Source organism: Yersinia sp. 1652 StPb PI, from assembly GCF_041538345.1.
In the GTDB taxonomy this organism is placed as follows: domain Bacteria; phylum Pseudomonadota; class Gammaproteobacteria; order Enterobacterales; family Enterobacteriaceae; genus Yersinia; species Yersinia enterocolitica_E.
This window is the reverse complement of record NZ_JAULSM010000001.1, coordinates 2777675-2793784: the sequence shown is the minus strand read 5'-3', so window position 1 is coordinate 2793784 and position 16110 is coordinate 2777675. Positions and strand designations below refer to the sequence as shown.

Below are 16110 nucleotides of genomic sequence, written 5' to 3'. Positions count from 1 at the left end.
GCTGGTATTTGCATGATGAATGATAAAGATCTATCCACATGGCAGACGTTCCGTCGCCTCTGGCCAATGATCTCTCCTTATAAGACCGGTCTTGTTGTCGCGGCGATAGCATTAATCCTTAATGCCGCCAGTGACACGTTTATGCTGTCGTTACTGAAACCTTTGCTCGATGATGGTTTTGGTAAAGCGAATAGCTCAATTTTAAAATGGATGCCGTTGGCTGTTATCGGTTTGATGGTGGTTCGTGGAATAACCGGCTTTATTTCTAGCTATTGTATCTCATGGGTCTCTGGTCAAGTCGTGATGTTCATCCGCCGCCGCTTATTTAGCCATATGATGGGGATGCCGGTATCCTTCTTTGACCAGCAATCGACTGGCACGTTGTTGTCCCGTATTACCTATGATTCTGAGCAGGTAGCGGCATCGTCTTCTGGCGCATTGGTTACAGTGGTGCGTGAAGGGGCCTCTATTATCGGTTTGTTTATCATGATGTTTTATTACAGCTGGCAGTTGTCGCTGATTTTAATCGTCATTGCACCGATTGTTTCTGTTTCTATCCGGTTAGTCTCTAAGCGTTTTCGTAATATCAGTAAAAATATGCAAAGCACCATGGGAGAAGTGACCACCAGTGCAGAGCAAATGCTGAAAGGGCACAAAGAAGTGTTGATCTTTGGTGGCCAGAAAGTTGAAACCGAGCGTTTTGATACCGTCAGTAATCGCATGCGTCAGCAGGGGATGAAGCTGGTTTCTGCTTCTTCCATTTCTGATCCCATCATTCAGTTGATTGCTTCCTTTGCGTTGGCGTTTGTGCTGTATGCGGCAAGTTTCCCAAGTGTGATGGAAACCCTGACAGCGGGTACCATCACTGTGGTGTTCTCGGCAATGATTGCTCTGATGCGCCCGTTGAAGTCCCTTACCAATGTGAATGCACAGTTCCAGCGTGGGATGGCAGCTTGTCAGACGCTATTTGCTATTCTGGATATGGAACAGGAAAAAGACGAGGGGAAACTGGAAGTTGAGCGGGCTAAAGGTGAAATAGAATTCCGCCATGTCACTTTCTACTACCCAGGCAAAGACACCCCAGCACTGAATGATATCAATATGCACATTGAAGCGGGTAAGACCGTGGCATTGGTAGGGCGTTCAGGCTCAGGTAAGTCAACTATCGCCAATTTACTGACCCGGTTCTATGATGTCAGCGAAGGCAGTATCTTGATGGACGGGCACGATTTGCGAGATTATCGGCTTGGTGCCTTGCGAAACCAAGTCGCCTTGGTGTCGCAAAATGTTCATCTGTTCAATGATACGGTTGCCAATAATATCGCTTATGCCCGTGACGAGCACTATAGCCGCGCTGAAATCGAAGAAGCCGCCCGAATGGCATATGCCATGGACTTTATCAATAAAATGGAATTTGGCCTTGATACTGTTATTGGCGAGAACGGTGTGATGCTCTCAGGTGGGCAGCGTCAGCGTATCGCTATCGCTCGTGCGTTATTGCGCGATTGCCCGATACTGATTCTGGATGAAGCTACCTCAGCGCTGGATACTGAATCTGAACGGGCGATTCAGTCCGCATTGGATGAGTTGCAGAAAAACCGTACTTCACTGGTTATTGCCCATCGCTTATCTACGATTGAAAAAGCCGATGAAATTTTGGTCATTGAAGAGGGGCGCATTGTCGAGCGTGGTGTACATGCAGAGTTGTTGGCGCAACATGGTGCCTATGCCCAACTTAATCGTATGCAGTTTGGCCAATGATTGAGCGTATCTGGTCTGGGCGGTCTCGGCTGTATCTGTTACTGCTGCCACTATCTTGGTTATACGGTGCGGTCACAGCACTTATCCGGGCCAGTTACTCGCTTGGCTGGCGTTCTGCCTGGCGCTCACCGGTCCCGGTGGTTATTGTCGGCAACCTTACTGCTGGCGGAAATGGTAAGACACCGGTCGTTATCTGGTTGGTGGAACAGCTACAACTACGGGGTTACCGTGTTGGGGTGGTGTCTCGTGGCTACGGGGGCAAATCTACGGTGTATCCGCTACTGCTATCCAATGAGACATCCACGGTGCAGGCAGGTGATGAGCCGGTTCTGATATATCAACGTACTCAGGCACCGGTCGCTGTCTCACCAAAGCGCTCAGATGCCATCAAAGCGTTACTAAAAGCTCACACTTTGGACTTCATCATCACCGACGATGGATTGCAACATTATGCGCTACAGCGTGATTTTGAGCTGGTGGTGATCGATGGTGTGCGTCGTTTCGGTAATGGTTGGTGGTTACCGGCAGGCCCGATGCGTGAACGGGCGGGGCGTTTGCACTCAGTGGATGCGGTAATCACCAATGGTGGTATTGCCGCCAGCGGAGAAATACCGATGCAGTTGGTGGCGCGGCAGGCAGTCAATCTGGTTAGCGGTGAGCGGTTGCCCGCACAGCAACTCCAGCATGTCGTTGCAATGGCGGGTATTGGCCATCCTCCTCGGTTCTTTACCACCCTGAATTTACTGGGTATTGAGCCTAAGAGTAAGCATGCTTTTGCTGACCATCAGGATTATTCATTAGCACAACTTAGTCCGCTAACGAGTGGCCAGCAAATATTATTGATGACTGAAAAAGATGCAGTCAAGTGTCGGGCTTTTGCTCAGCCTAATTGGTGGTACCTGCCGGTAGATGCACAGTTACCGCCGGATCAGGCTGAACAATTACTGTTGAACATTCAGGCATTATCACGCCACGCCAGGTAGCCCACTTTATAGACTCAGCAGTGTTAGCTTGAGGGATGCCGCGCACGCCACAATTGAGCGCTGCTGGGTTTCTTCATATAGCTGTAGTTCATCAATTACCGTGGCTCCCAGCGCCCGCTGGAAATCCTGCTTGCTGGAGTGCCCCGCAAACTGGCTGTGACCACTATCCCCTAAATTTGATTGAAAAATACCTGCTGCGCTGACGGGGAGAAAATCCTCATAAACTAAAGGCTCATATTGGATAAATTCCCCGTCAATCAATTGGTCTAATGTCAGGTTTTGCATTGATTCAGTAAGGGTACTTAGCCCTCTCTCGGTAGGGAAATAGCGAAAGAAAGCGAGCTGTTCAGCGCGCATTGTCGGGTAGTCATCTGGGAACTGGCTAAATTTCTCTTTGAGAATCGCCATGTATTGCAGGGCATTTTTTTCATTCACGGGAACCTGTAGTTGATCTTGTGCCGCCTGTAGCAGGCAGTCATAGAGATTACGCCCCTTCGCTGTCAGCGCTGCCCCCCGTTGTTCTATTTCACCAAAACGGGCGGTGTGATGGCCTCGAATGAGTCGACCATCTGTTGCGACAAACGAAACCTGTTCCTCAAGGGCTTTAAAGCTGGTTTGCCGTAATAATATTGGGCAGCGGCGCGGAGGTGGCCCTTCGATCACCGCTTTAGGGGTAATCTGATGTTCTGGCATCGCAATTTGTACGGCATCGATATGCAACGTTCGTGGCGTTAGGTGGTTAATATGGGGTCCTTTGAAAGCCACCACATCGGCAATTAAACGATGCTGATCGTGCAGTTGTTGGTAAACATCAGCACTTACTGTCGCTTGATTATGCCAGCGGAATGTCTCTAATGACTGAGCAATAAAGTCATCGGCTTCATTGCTGGTCAGCCCGCCAGAAATTTCATGCTGAGTAATTAGTTCGATAGCCCGTGGGGTAAATATCACTCTTTTTGCCAGAATATCGGCAGCTTGTTGCCGCAGCTCTGGTTGTTCAATTAATTCAAGGCGCAATAATGAGGTGAAAATTCTAAATGGGCAGGTTTGCAGCGAAGCTTCATGGACAGCGCGGAATGCCGTCGAGTGAACCGGAACCCCAGCCGGGGCCAGGTCATAATAACCAACAGGCAGCATACCCATCACCGCAAACAGGCGGCGCAGGGTCGCAAGTTCAGCGGCGGTTCCCACTCGGATAGCACCGTGTCGCTCCATGTTCAGGCGCTCAATCTCTCCGGTCTGGCGTAAATGGCGGGTAAGTTCCGGTTGCTGACCCATAGTTTGGTTGTTGATATCAGCAACCAGTTGTAACAAGGCTCCGTATAGCGGTACTTCATCCTGATACATATCCGACATGGCACTGGAGAATCTGGCGCGAATCTCATCGGGGTGGACAAACGGTGGGTGAGTCATAATCGGATAGCTCCTTCATGCTTATTCAGTTTTTAGTCTAGATTGATATCGATAAATAATGGGGTAAGCAGTGGAGAATATTGGTTTTTTATGCGTGGCATCCCATTGATGCTACTTACTGACCGACCTTCCCAGATAAAATAGTTGCGCGGCATGGTATTTTATGAGTTAATAGCCGCTGGCCTGTGCTACAGACCTATTTATGTGTAAGAGTGTTCGAGACTAAAGTAAAGCAGTTCCTCCCAGACGTTATCTTGTTGATGCCGATCCAAAGACGAACCTTCCAGTATCTCTGATAGTAACTCCCATAAGTAATGTTTTGATGCAGGCCCGCTATTACTCATAGCGCGAGTGCCTTATGGCAGATTTAATGTTATTTGAAAGTAGAAGTTGAAGGTGAAGTTTATGTCTAAGAAGACAGGTCAGGTTAAGTGGTTCAACGAAAGCAAAGGTTTTGGTTTTATTGAACAGCATGATGGCGGTAAAGATGTGTTTGTTCATTTCTCCGCGATCGCAACTGATGGTTTCAAAACCTTGGCTGAAGGCCAGCGTGTTGAGTATACCATCCAAGACAGCCCGCGCGGGCCGGCTGCTACAAACGTTGTTGCTCTATAATTTAAGAGAAATAATGTTTAGATTATCTTAGAAAGTGATGATGCCGATGTGCTAATCATCGATCTGGATAGCAAAATTCTAAAGCCCGCACTTATGCGGGTTTTTTCATAAAATCAAGCTCATAGAGGTTTAATCAGAAAACTTTAGGATGGGCAACTGCATCTAAACAATAAATAAAAATGAGTTGTTAGGATGCCCAGTAAAAGGAAATTTATTATGACGTTAAAAATGGGTCGCGTGAAATGGTTCAACCAATCAGAAGGTTACGGTTTCATCTCGCCACACGATGGTAGTTTGGATGTGTATGTCAGCAAGACGGCTATCGCCAACACCAAAAATAAATCACTCAGTGAAGGGCAGGACGTTGAATTCTCTACTTATCGTAGTATTCACGGGCCGTCAGCAGCAGATGTGATCGCTTTCTAAGTATACGACGACGATCAACTCGTTTTCTAAGCAAACGGCTACCTTTTGGTAGCCGTTTGTATTTATACCCTTGGGTATTTTTGGCCTCTATTCGACAGGTTGTTTTGTCGCCGGGCAGCTTTTGCAGGTGCTTCTATTTGTTTTTATGCGGCTTAGTTGCTGAAGTTAGCAAACAGCGCAATAATTTTATGGAATACTTTCATCTCTTACTCGATATGCCTATTTATGTGATGTGAGTCACAAAATTCTACTCCTCGCTATTCAACATATCAATAACAAAACCAGCATTTATCCCACGAGATAGCTATCTATATTTACTTATGTAGTTGCTAATTAACATAACTCCTTGTTATTAATCGCTGATAGCGCAGGCAGCATCGGTACAGTTAACCTGCTTCAGCAGATATGGTATCCTCGAGCACTTTCCTGCTGGCTAAACTCCATTCTGGAGGATGTATGGACCACCGTTTACTCGAAATCGTTGCCTGTCCGGTTTGCAACGGCAAGTTGTATTTCAATAAAGAAAACCTTGAATTGGTATGTAAAGCCGACAATCTGGCTTACCCGGTGCGCGATGGCATTCCGGTATTGTTGGAGAATGAAGCCCGCCCACTGTCAATTGATGAGAAGCACGCATGAGTTTCATCGCTATAATTCCCGCTCGATATGCTTCAACCCGGTTACCCGGCAAGCCATTGGCTGATATTGCGGGCAAACCGATGGTAGTTCATGTGATGGAACGAGCAAAGGCATCGGGCGCGTCACGGGTGATTGTGGCAACAGATCATCCTGAGGTGGTGAGAGCCGTTGAGTCCGCCGGTGGTGAGGTATGTATGACCCGTGCCGATCATCAATCTGGCACCGAGCGCTTAGCCGAAGTCATTGAACTCTATGGTTTTGCCGATGATGATATTATCGTAAATGTCCAAGGGGATGAACCTCTGATACCCCCGATAATTATCCGTCAGGTGGCTGATAATCTGGCCGCTTGTCGTGCTGGCATGGCAACATTAGCGGTGCCGATTGAAAGTAGCGAAGAAGCATTTAACCCTAATGCGGTTAAAGTGGTGATGGATGAGCAAGGCTACGCGCTCTATTTCTCCCGCGCGGCGATCCCATGGGAAAGAGAGCGTTTTGCTCAGTCAAAAGAGACTATCGGTGATTGTTTCTTACGCCATATTGGTATTTATGCTTATCGTGCAGGTTTTATCCGCCGTTATGTTAATTGGGCACCGAGCAAACTCGAACAAATCGAGCTATTAGAGCAACTTCGAGTACTGTGGTATGGCGAAAAGATCCACGTCGCGGTAGCAAAAGCGATACCCACGGTTGGGGTTGATACTCAGGCTGATCTGGATCGGGTGCGCGCTATCATGCTTCATCAGTAACCATTACGGGCACCGAACTGTTTGCGCCAGGTCCAATTGGGCCTGGCGTTTTTACTTTGTATCCGATAGTTTGATTTTTATTATCAATAATAGTTGATCTGCATTCTGGAAATCTCCCGCCCGTCATCCCATTATGAACCATCAATTTCGCCAGATAATTGGACTGAGCATAATGGAACAACTGAAAGCTGAATTAAGTGTGGTGCTCGGGGAATCTATCACCCGCCTCGAACGTATCAGCGAGCAGCCCTATGCCCACCTGTACGCGATGTATAACCAGCAGGGGCAGGCAATCCCATTACTGGCGAAGAGCTATGTTTGTCAGGGGATAGCACAGCAAGAGGCGTATAAACTTTCCATGCTGGCTCGGGAAGGCGATATCCGGTTACCCACCGTGTACGGACTGGTGATGACCCACCAATCCCCGTATAAAGAAATTCTGTTGATGGAGCGTTTACGTGGTGTTTCGGTGGAGGCACCGACTCGGACGGGGGAACGCTGGGATGCTTTGATGGATCAGATAGTTGAAGGTGTACTGGCATGGCATCGCATTGATAGCCACGGTTGTGTGGGTAATGTTGATAGCACCCAGGAAAATGATTGGTTCAGTTGGTATCAGCAACGAGTTGAAGTGTTGTGGGCGACCTTGTCTAATATGAATTCACCGGTTATGACATTGGAAGACCGTGCGATACTTTACCGTGCGAAGGCGTCATTAACGGCACTTTTTGCCGGTTTTGATGACAGCTCAGTGCTGGTGCACGGCAATCTGACTCTCCGCAGTATGTTAAAAGATGCGCGCAGCGATCAGTTGCTAGCGATGCTTAATCCAGGCCCGATGTTGTGGGCTCCACGAGAGTATGACTTGTTCCGCCTCAGCGAAGAGGGCATGCCTAGTCAGCTATTCTATCGTTATCTCAATAAAGCACCGGTCTCTGAATCCTTTGTTGCCCGCCGATGGCTCTATACCCTTTGGGAACTGGTGGCTCGCTTTATCCATACCGGGAATCTGGATCGTGCTGTATTTGATAATGCCGCCCGGCAACTCATCCCTTGGTTAAACTAATTTATTCACCCTTGCTATCCCCGCTTAATTTTTGCCACAACAGCCCCAATGTTTCATACCAGGCACGTTCGGTGTGGCCTAAATAAGCCGCTGCTGGAATAGCACGCTCCCAGCTATGCAACGGTGTAGTGATGGCTAACTGATTTGCAGGCGCGGGGATTGGATGTAACCCAATGGCGGTAAAGAATTTAATCGCTCGGGGCAGATGATTTGCCGAGGTGACCAGTAGAAATGGTTTATCACCTACCAGAGTGGCCACCGCCGCGGCTTCTTCAACGGTATCTTTCGGTTGCTCTAACGCAATAATATTCGCCACCGGAACACCTAAGCTTTCTGCCACCTGAGCTGCTGTTGTTGCACTGCTTTGGTTGTTCGGACCCGCACTGCCAGTAAAAACCATTTTTGCGTTAGGATGTGCACGATACAACCTGACACCCTCAGTGACTCTTGGCAGGCTATTTGCGAATAAATTGGCGCTTGGTGCCCAATTCGGATTAAACGTGTAGCCGCCACCGAGCACAACAATGTAATCTACCGGGTCGTTTCCCTGATAAGTCGCGTATGACTTTTCCAGTGGCAATAGCAGGCGGTCAGCGACAGGTTGCAGGCTAATAAGCAATAATACCAGCCAACTCAACGCAAAAAGTGTTTTGCCACTTTTCTGCCAGCGGGTAAACCACAATAAAATGAGTGCCAGCCCCATGATGATGAGTAACAAGGGCAGGGGCATTAATAAGCCGCCAACAAACTTTTTTAAGGTGAAAAGCATAAAAATAGGGCCCTTTTGGCTGAAAAACCGGCATTTGGCGCTGATTACAGGCCAAGAGGATTTATTCTAAGTCAGGCTGTGCCAAAATAGCAGGTTGGTAGGCATTCTTTTTACTGTGGCTATTGATTTGCGAGGTTCTATCAAGCAAGGGCGGCAAATCAATAGTGATAGCGGAGCAGTTGTTCATGCAGGATCGCAATTTCGATGACATTGCTGAGAAGTTTTCCCGCAATATCTATGGTACGACGAAGGGAATGATTCGTCAGGCGGTGGTTTGGCAAGATATCAGCGGGCTGTTAGCGCAGCTGCCACCACGCCCGTTGCGGATTTTAGATGCGGGCGGTGGCGAAGGGCATATGGCTTGCCAACTGGCGGCATTAGGCCATCAGGTCCTATTATGTGACCTGTCAGCGGAGATGATCCAGCGCGCGAAAGCCGCTGCCTTGGAAAAAGGTGTGAGCCACAACATGCAATTTGTACAAAGTGCGGCTCAGGACATCACCCAACATTTAGAACAGCCGGTTGATCTGATATTGTTCCATGCGGTTTTAGAATGGATTGCAGAGCCTCAACACGTTCTGCAAATACTCTTTAATGCGTTGACTCCCGGCGGCGCGCTCTCATTGATGTTTTTCAATGCCAATGGATTGGTGATGCGTAATGCGGTATTGGGTAACTTTCAGTTGGCGTTACCGGGTGTAAAAAGGCGTAGGCAGCGTTCGCTATCGCCGCAATACCCTTTAGATCCACCAACGGTATATGGTTGGCTTGAGCAAATGGGTTTATCCATTAGCGGTAAGACGGGAGTACGGGTGTTTCACGATTACATGAAAAATAAACAGCAACAAGTTGATGAGTTTGCTGAATTATTGGCGTTGGAACAGCGCTATTGCCGGCAGGAGCCCTTTATCAGCCTGGGGCGCTACGTGCATGTCTCGGCGTTTAAGCCAAATCTGAAGGACCCATTATGAGTGACTTTTCCCAGACAGTACCCGAACTGGTCGCCTGGGCGCGGAAAAATGACTTTTCGATTACTCTGCCCACAGATCGTTTGGCCTTTCTTTTGGCTATTGCCACGTTAAACGGTGAGCGGCTGGATGGCGAAATGAGTGAAGGGGAGTTAGTTGATGCATTTCGCCACGTCTGTAAAGGTTTTGAGCAGACCCATGAAACCGTGGCCGTGCGCGCGAATAATGCTATCAATGACATGGTGCGCCAGCGGTTACTCAACCGTTTTACCAGTGAAATTGCCGATGGTAATGCCATTTACCGCCTGACGCCGTTAGGCATTGGTATCACTGACTACTATATCCGGCAGCGCGAATTCTCCACCCTGCGCCTGTCAATGCAGTTATCGATTGTCGCACAAGAGCTACAACGGGCGGCCGAAGCGGCCGAAGAGGGGGGCGATGAATTCCACTGGCATCGTAATGTTTTTGCCCCGCTAAAATATTCAGTTGCTGAAATTTTCGACAGCATTGATATGACGCAACGCTTGATGGACGAGCAGCAACATAGTGTGAAGGAAGATATCGCCGCGTTGCTGAATCAGGATTGGCGGGCGGCTATTGCCAGTTGTGAAATGCTGTTGTCAGAAACCTCCGGCACACTGCGTGAATTACAAGATACGCTGGAAGCGGCAGGTGATAAACTTCAGGCTAACCTGTTACGTATTCAAGAAGCCACTATCGGCAATGCGGGTCTGGATCTGGTGGATAAGTTGGTCTTTGATTTACAAAGTAAACTTGACCGCATTATCAGTTGGGGCCAACAAGCGATTGATCTGTGGATCGGCTATGACCGCCACGTGCATAAGTTTATCCGTACTGCGATTGATATGGATAAAAACCGTGTCTTTGCCCAACGCTTGCGCCAGTCAGTGCAGAATTATTTTGATAGCCCATGGACTCTCACCTATGCCAACGCTGATCGCTTGCTGGATATGCGCGATGAAGAACTGGCGTTGCGCAGTGAGGAAGTTACCGGGGAGCTGCCACCGGATCTGGAATTTGAAGAATTTAATGAGATCCGTGAGCAATTAGCCGCCCTGATTGAGCAGGCGTTGTTGGTATACCAGCAACAAAAGATGCCACTTAATCTGGGGGAAGTGATGCGCGACTACCTCGCGCAATATCCGCGTGCTCGTCATTTCGACGTGGCTCGTATCCTGGTCGACCAGGCAGTTCGCCTTGGTGTGGCCGAAGCCGATTTCTCAGGGTTACCAGCAGAATGGTTGGCAATCAATGATTACGGAGCCAAGGTGCAGGCACATGTCATCAACAAATATTGAAGTAGTAATGCCCGTTAAACTGGCTCAGGCATTGGCCAACTCACTGTTTCCAGCACTTGACAGCCAGTTACGTGCCGGTCGTCATATCGGGATTGATGAACTGGATAATCATGCTTTCCTGATGGATTTTCAGGAGCAACTGGAAGAGTTTTATACCCGTTATAACGTGGAGTTAATCCGTGCACCGGAAGGTTTCTTCTATCTGCGCCCCCGTTCTACCACGCTGATTCCACGCTCGGTGCTATCTGAGCTGGATATGATGGTTGGCAAGATCCTTTGTTATCTGTATCTCAGCCCTGAACGTTTGGCCCATGAAGGCATTTTCGCGCAGCACGAATTATACGAAGAGCTGCTAAGTCTGGCCGATGAGAGCAAATTGCTGAAGTTTGTTAACCAGCGCTCAACCGGGTCGGATTTGGATAAGCAGAAGTTGCAGGAAAAAGTAAGAACGTCACTTAACCGGCTGCGTCGGTTGGGTATGATCTACTTTATGGGCAATGACAGCAGCAAGTTTCGTATCACTGAAGCGGTATTCCGCTTTGGTGCTGATGTGCGTAGCGGCGATGACCCACGGGAAGCCCAGTTACGCATGATCCGTGATGGCGAGGCCATGGCGGTGGAAAACAGTCTGTCACTCCATGATGAAAGCGATGAAACTGACATCACCATGGGTAATGCAGCGGACAGTGCAGAGGATGAACAGGAATGATTGAACGCGGTAAATTTCGCTCGCTGACCTTGGTTAACTGGAATGGTTTTTTTGCCCGGACATTCGATCTTGATGAGCTGGTAACCACCTTATCTGGCGGCAATGGTGCGGGTAAATCCACCACTATGGCCGCTTTCGTTACAGCACTGATTCCTGACCTGACACTGCTGCACTTTCGTAACACCACCGAAGCCGGTGCTACCAGTGGTTCCCGTGATAAAGGTCTGCACGGCAAATTGCGGGCCGGGGTCTGTTATTCAACGCTGGATGTCGTCAACTCCCGCCACCAACGTGTGGTTGTCGGGGTGCGGTTGCAACAAGTGGCAGGGCGTGACCGCAAGGTTGATATTAAGCCTTTCACCATTCAGGGGCTGCCGACGGCTATCCAACCTACCCAGATTCTTACCGAGGTGGTGGGTGAGCGTCAGGCGCGCGTCCTGTCATTACAAGAGCTGAAAGAGCGCGTCGAAGCAATGGAAGGGGTGCAGTTCAAGCAATTTAACTCCATCACTGACTACCACTCGCTGATGTTTGATTTGGGTGTGATTCCAAAGCGTTTACGCTCTTCTGCCGATCGCAGCAAATTTTACCGTTTGATAGAAGCATCGTTGTACGGTGGTATTTCCAGTGCGATTACCCGCTCACTGCGTGATTACTTATTGCCAGAAAACAGCGGCGTGCGCAAAGCCTTCCAGGATATGGAAGCGGCATTGCGTGAAAACCGTATGACCCTTGAGGCTATTCGTGTCACTCAATCTGATCGTGATTTGTTTAAGCATCTGATTTCAGAGGCAACGTCCTACGTTGCTGCTGACTATATGCGTCATGCCAATGAGCGGCGGATCCATCTTGATGGCGCATTGGTATTGCGCCGTGACTTGCTGACCAGCCGCAAGCAATTGGTGACTGAGCAGTATCGTCATGTGGAAATGTCGCGAGAATTAGCCGAGCAAAGCAGTGCGGAATCGGATCTGGAAACAGATTATCAGGCGGCCAGTGACCACCTGAGTCTGGTGCAGACCGCCATGCGCCAGCAGGAAAAGATCGAGCGCTACCAGAGTGATTTGGAAGAGTTGACTTACCGGCTGGAAGAGCAAAATGAAGTTGTCGCCGAGGCCAGCGAGCAGCAGGCCGATAACGAAGCCCGCGCTGAAGCTGCTGAGTTGGAGGTGGACGAACTGAAAAGTCAGTTGGCCGATTACCAGCAAGCGCTGGACGTTCAACAGACCCGTGCTATCCAATATCAGCAAGCCTTACAGGCTTTGGAACGTGCGCGCGCACTGTGCCAGTTGCCAGAATTAACTGCCGATAATGCCGAAGAGTGGCTAGAAACCTTCCATGCCAAAGAGCAGGAAGCGACTGAATCTTTATTACAACTTGAGCAAAAACTGAGTGTTGCTGATGCTGCGCACAGCCAATTTGAGCAAGCTTATCAGTTAGTGGTGGCTATCGCCGGCGAGGTCAGTCGCAGTGAAGCCTGGCAAACTGCGCGGGAATTGTTGCGTGACTGGCCGTCGCAACAACATTTGGCTGAACGTGTGCAACCATTGCGGATGCGTTTGTCAGAGCTGGAACAGCGTTTACATGCTCAGCAAGACGCAGAGCGCTTGCTGCAAGAGTTCTGTAAACGCCAGGGGCAAGTATACCAGCCGGAGGAGTTGGAAGAGTTGCAGCGTGAACTGGAGTCACAAGTTGAAGAGCTCTCTCTCAACGTCAGTGATGCTGGTGAACGGCGCATGGAAATGCGTCAGGAACTTGAGCAAATTAAGCTCAAAATTCAGGAGCTAACGGCGCGTGCGCCAGTCTGGTTGGCGGCACAAGATGCGCTGAGTCAACTCAGCGAGCAGAGCGGTGAGGCGCTGGAGGATAGCCGTCAGGTTACCGAACACATGCAGCAACTGCTGGAGCGTGAACGCGAAACCACGGTGGAACGCGATGAAGTCGCCGCAAGCAAACGTGCTGTTGATGCGCAGATTGAGCGTTTAAGTCAGCCAAGTGGTGCTGAAGATGCGCGGATGATTGCTTTGGCCGAACGCTTCGGTGGTGTGTTGCTCTCCGAGATTTATGACGATGTCACCATCGATGATGCGCCATACTTCTCCGCGCTGTATGGTCCATCGCGCCACGGTATCGTGGTACCGGACTTGTCACTGGTGCGGGATCAACTACAAGGGTTAGAAGACTGCCCGGAAGACCTCTATCTTATCGAGGGTGACCCGCAATCATTTGATGACAGTGTATTTGCCGTTGAAGAGCATGAAAAAGCGGTAGTGGTTAAAATTGCGGATCGCCAGTGGCGTTACTCCCGTTATCCAGAACTGCCGCTGTTTGGCCGTGCTGCCCGTGAGAACCGGCTGGAAGCTCTGTATCAAGAGCGTGACAGCCTGGCTGAACGTTATGCCACGCTGTCATTTGATGTGCAAAAAACGCAACGCTTGCATCAAGCATTCAGCCGTTTTATCGGTTCTCATCTGGCCGTGGCATTTGATGCAGATCCTGAAGCTGAAATTCGTTTACTCAATACCCGTCGTGGTGAAATAGAGCGTGCGCTGAGTGCACACGAAGAAAGCAACCAGCAGCAGCGCCAGCAATTCGAACAGGCTAAAGAGGGGATTTCAGCCCTTAACCGCTTGATCCCACTGATTTCATTGCTACTTGATGATACGTTGACTGACCGTGTCGAAGAGATAACTGAAGAATCGGCGCAAGCGCAAGAGGCGGCTCGCCATATTCAGAAGCATGGCGCTTCCCTGACTAAACTTGAACCGCTGTTAGCGGTATTACAAAGTGACCCGCAACAACACGAACAGTTGCAGGAAAACTATGTATTGGCGCAAAACAGCCAGCGTCAGGCTAAACAGCAAGCTTTCGCACTGACTGAAGTGGTTCAACGTCGTGCGCACTTTAGCTATACCGATTCTGCGGGCATGTTGACGGAGAACTCTGATCTCAACGACAAACTGCGCCAGCGCTTGGAGCAGGCGGAAGCAGAACGCACTCGCGCTCGTGAGCAGTTACGTCAGTATCAAGCGCAATTTACCCAGTATAATCAGGTGCTAGCGTCGTTAAAAAGTTCTTATGACGCCAAGCGTGACATGCTGAAAGAGTTAAGTCAGGAACTGGTGGATATCGGTGTTCAGGCTGATGCTAATGCAGAAGCCCGTGCTCGTACCCGCCGTGACGAGTTGCATGCGGCATTAAGTACTAACCGTTCACGCCGTAATCAGTTGGAAAAACAGCTAACCTTCTGTGAAGCTGAGATGGATAGCCTCCAGAAGAAACTGCGCAAGCTGGAACGAGATTATCATCAGATCCGTGAACAAGTCGTCAATGCCAAAGCAGGTTGGTGTGCGGTGATGCGGATGGTGAAAGATAATGGCGTTGAGCGTCGTTTGCATCGCCGTGAACTGGCCTATATGGACGGTGACGAGCTGCGTTCTATGTCGGATAAAGCCTTGGGTGCTCTGCGTCTGGCGGTGGCTGATAATGAACATCTGCGCGATGTGCTGCGTTTGTCTGAAGATCCGAAACGGCCTGAGCGTAAGATTCAGTTCTATATCGCGGTCTACCAACATCTGCGTGAACGTATTCGTCAGGATATTATTCGCACTGATGATCCGGTTGAAGCCATTGAACAGATGGAGATTGAACTGGGCCGTTTGACCGAAGAATTAACCGCTCGCGAACAGAAGCTGGCAATCAGTTCCAAAAGTGTATCGAATATTATCCGTAAAACTATTCAGCGCGAACAGAACCGCATCCGTATGCTGAATCAGGGCTTGCAAGCGGTGTCATTTGGTCAGGTCAAGAGCGTGCGACTGAATGTGAATGTACGTGAAGCTCACGCGACGTTACTCGATGTGCTATCTGAGCAACAAGAGCAGCATCAGGATCTGTTTAATAGTAATCGTCTGACCTTCTCCGAAGCATTGGCGAAACTCTACCAGCGGTTGAACCCACAAATGGATATGGGGCAGCGCTTGCCGCAGACCATCGGTGAAGAACTGCTTGATTACCGTAACTATCTGGAACTGGAAGTCGAAGTTTATCGCGGTTCAGATGGCTGGCTGCGGGCAGAAAGCGGCGCATTGTCAACCGGTGAGGCTATTGGTACCGGTATGTCAATACTGGTCATGGTGGTACAGAGTTGGGAAGAAGAGTCGCGTCGTCTGCGCGGCAAAGATATTTCCCCTTGTCGTTTGTTGTTCCTTGATGAAGCGGCGCGTTTGGATGCCAAATCTATCGCGACATTATTTGAACTGTGCGAGCGGCTGGAAATGCAATTAATAATTGCAGCACCAGAAAATATCAGCCCGGAAAAAGGGACAACCTATAAGTTGGTACGAAAAGTCTTCCAAAATCATGAGCATGTACATGTGGTTGGCTTACGAGGTTTTGCCAATGAAATACCAACATTGCCGCCGATACCTGCCGAGATACAACCTGGCGGTTAATTATTGTTCAGAAAGAAGGCAGCAATAATTAATCCGATTAAATGGTCGCTAACTAGCGGCCATTTTTATTTCTTCCACACCTTAGGGTTATATTTTATAACCACCGGAAATCTGTTAGCGTAACGTGAATGGTTAAATTTATATCGTTAACCACGCAAGAGGCAGTTCTGTTTGTATAATAATGATGAAAACCCGAAACTATTGAAGTGGTAGCCAACGAACAAATCTCGTTGAAC

Annotated in this window: 13 protein-coding genes; 11 read left to right on the top strand and 2 right to left on the bottom strand. The window is 49.2% G+C overall.

Annotated elements, in window-relative coordinates:
* Positions 1-12: 12 nt before the first annotated feature.
* Together msbA and lpxK are read left to right on the top strand one after the other, a co-directional pair.
* Positions 13-1761 carry a lipid A ABC transporter ATP-binding protein/permease MsbA gene (gene msbA / locus Q2T71_RS12875; RefSeq protein ID WP_083158440.1) on the top strand — a complete coding sequence of 583 codons (1749 nt, stop codon included), beginning with the start codon at positions 13-15 and terminating at the stop codon, positions 1759-1761.
* Positions 1758-2744: a tetraacyldisaccharide 4'-kinase gene (gene lpxK, locus Q2T71_RS12870; RefSeq protein WP_372559334.1), complete on the top strand. Its 987-nt coding sequence runs from the start codon at positions 1758-1760 to the stop codon at positions 2742-2744. The genes msbA and lpxK overlap by 4 nt, the downstream gene beginning before the upstream one ends.
* 6 nt (positions 2745-2750) lie before the next feature.
* On the opposite strand, the gene Q2T71_RS12865 is transcribed toward lpxK, so the two are convergent.
* Positions 2751-4157 (bottom strand): VOC family protein, encoded by a 1407-nt coding sequence (locus tag Q2T71_RS12865; protein ID WP_372559333.1) that lies wholly within the window; start codon positions 4155-4157, stop codon positions 2751-2753.
* Between the two features lie 405 nt (positions 4158-4562).
* Here Q2T71_RS12865 and Q2T71_RS12860 point away from each other — a divergent pair, with 405 nt between their 5' ends.
* The 5 genes from Q2T71_RS12860 (at position 4563) to Q2T71_RS12840 (ending at position 7652) form a co-directional block, all read left to right on the top strand.
* The gene (locus tag Q2T71_RS12860; RefSeq protein ID WP_372559332.1) at positions 4563-4772 is read left to right on the top strand and encodes a cold-shock protein; all 210 of its coding nucleotides are present in this window, start codon (positions 4563-4565) and stop codon (positions 4770-4772) included.
* Positions 4773-4988: 216 nt separating this feature from the next.
* The gene (locus Q2T71_RS12855) at positions 4989-5198 is read left to right on the top strand and encodes a cold-shock protein (RefSeq protein ID WP_005159937.1); all 210 of its coding nucleotides are present in this window, start codon (positions 4989-4991) and stop codon (positions 5196-5198) included.
* A 456-nt stretch (positions 5199-5654) separates the two neighbouring features.
* Positions 5655-5837, top strand: coding sequence for a Trm112 family protein (locus Q2T71_RS12850; protein WP_004700032.1), 183 nt, complete (start codon positions 5655-5657; stop codon positions 5835-5837).
* A complete protein-coding gene (gene kdsB / locus Q2T71_RS12845; RefSeq protein WP_372559331.1) occupies positions 5834-6586 on the top strand; it encodes a 3-deoxy-manno-octulosonate cytidylyltransferase in 753 nt (250 codons plus the stop codon). Before Q2T71_RS12850 ends, kdsB begins: the two co-directional genes overlap by 4 nt.
* 172 nt (positions 6587-6758) lie before the next feature.
* Positions 6759-7652, top strand: a complete 894-nt coding sequence (locus tag Q2T71_RS12840) for a YcbJ family phosphotransferase (RefSeq protein ID WP_372559330.1) — start codon at positions 6759-6761, stop codon at positions 7650-7652.
* 1 nt (position 7653) lies between these two features.
* Here Q2T71_RS12840 and elyC read toward each other — a convergent pair whose 3' ends face one another.
* Complete coding sequence (elyC, locus tag Q2T71_RS12835; protein ID WP_372559329.1) at positions 7654-8421, bottom strand: envelope biogenesis factor ElyC; 768 nt, start codon at positions 8419-8421, stop codon at positions 7654-7656.
* 185 nt (positions 8422-8606) lie between these two features.
* Between elyC and cmoM the strand changes: the two genes are divergently transcribed.
* Genes cmoM through mukB form a run of 4 tightly spaced genes read left to right on the top strand, consistent with a single transcriptional unit; the run spans position 8607 to position 15874 of the window.
* Entirely contained in the window at positions 8607-9392 is a 786-nt protein-coding gene (cmoM, locus tag Q2T71_RS12830; protein WP_372559328.1) for a tRNA uridine 5-oxyacetic acid(34) methyltransferase CmoM, read from the top strand.
* Entirely contained in the window at positions 9389-10711 is a 1323-nt protein-coding gene (gene mukF, locus Q2T71_RS12825) for a chromosome partition protein MukF (RefSeq protein WP_102970391.1), read from the top strand. Before cmoM ends, mukF begins: the two co-directional genes overlap by 4 nt.
* The gene (gene mukE, locus Q2T71_RS12820) at positions 10692-11420 is read left to right on the top strand and encodes a chromosome partition protein MukE (protein WP_042568220.1); all 729 of its coding nucleotides are present in this window, start codon (positions 10692-10694) and stop codon (positions 11418-11420) included. Before mukF ends, mukE begins: the two co-directional genes overlap by 20 nt.
* Positions 11417-15874, top strand: a complete 4458-nt coding sequence (gene mukB / locus Q2T71_RS12815) for a chromosome partition protein MukB (RefSeq protein ID WP_372559327.1) — start codon at positions 11417-11419, stop codon at positions 15872-15874. Before mukE ends, mukB begins: the two co-directional genes overlap by 4 nt.
* Positions 15875-16110 lie beyond the last annotated feature (236 nt).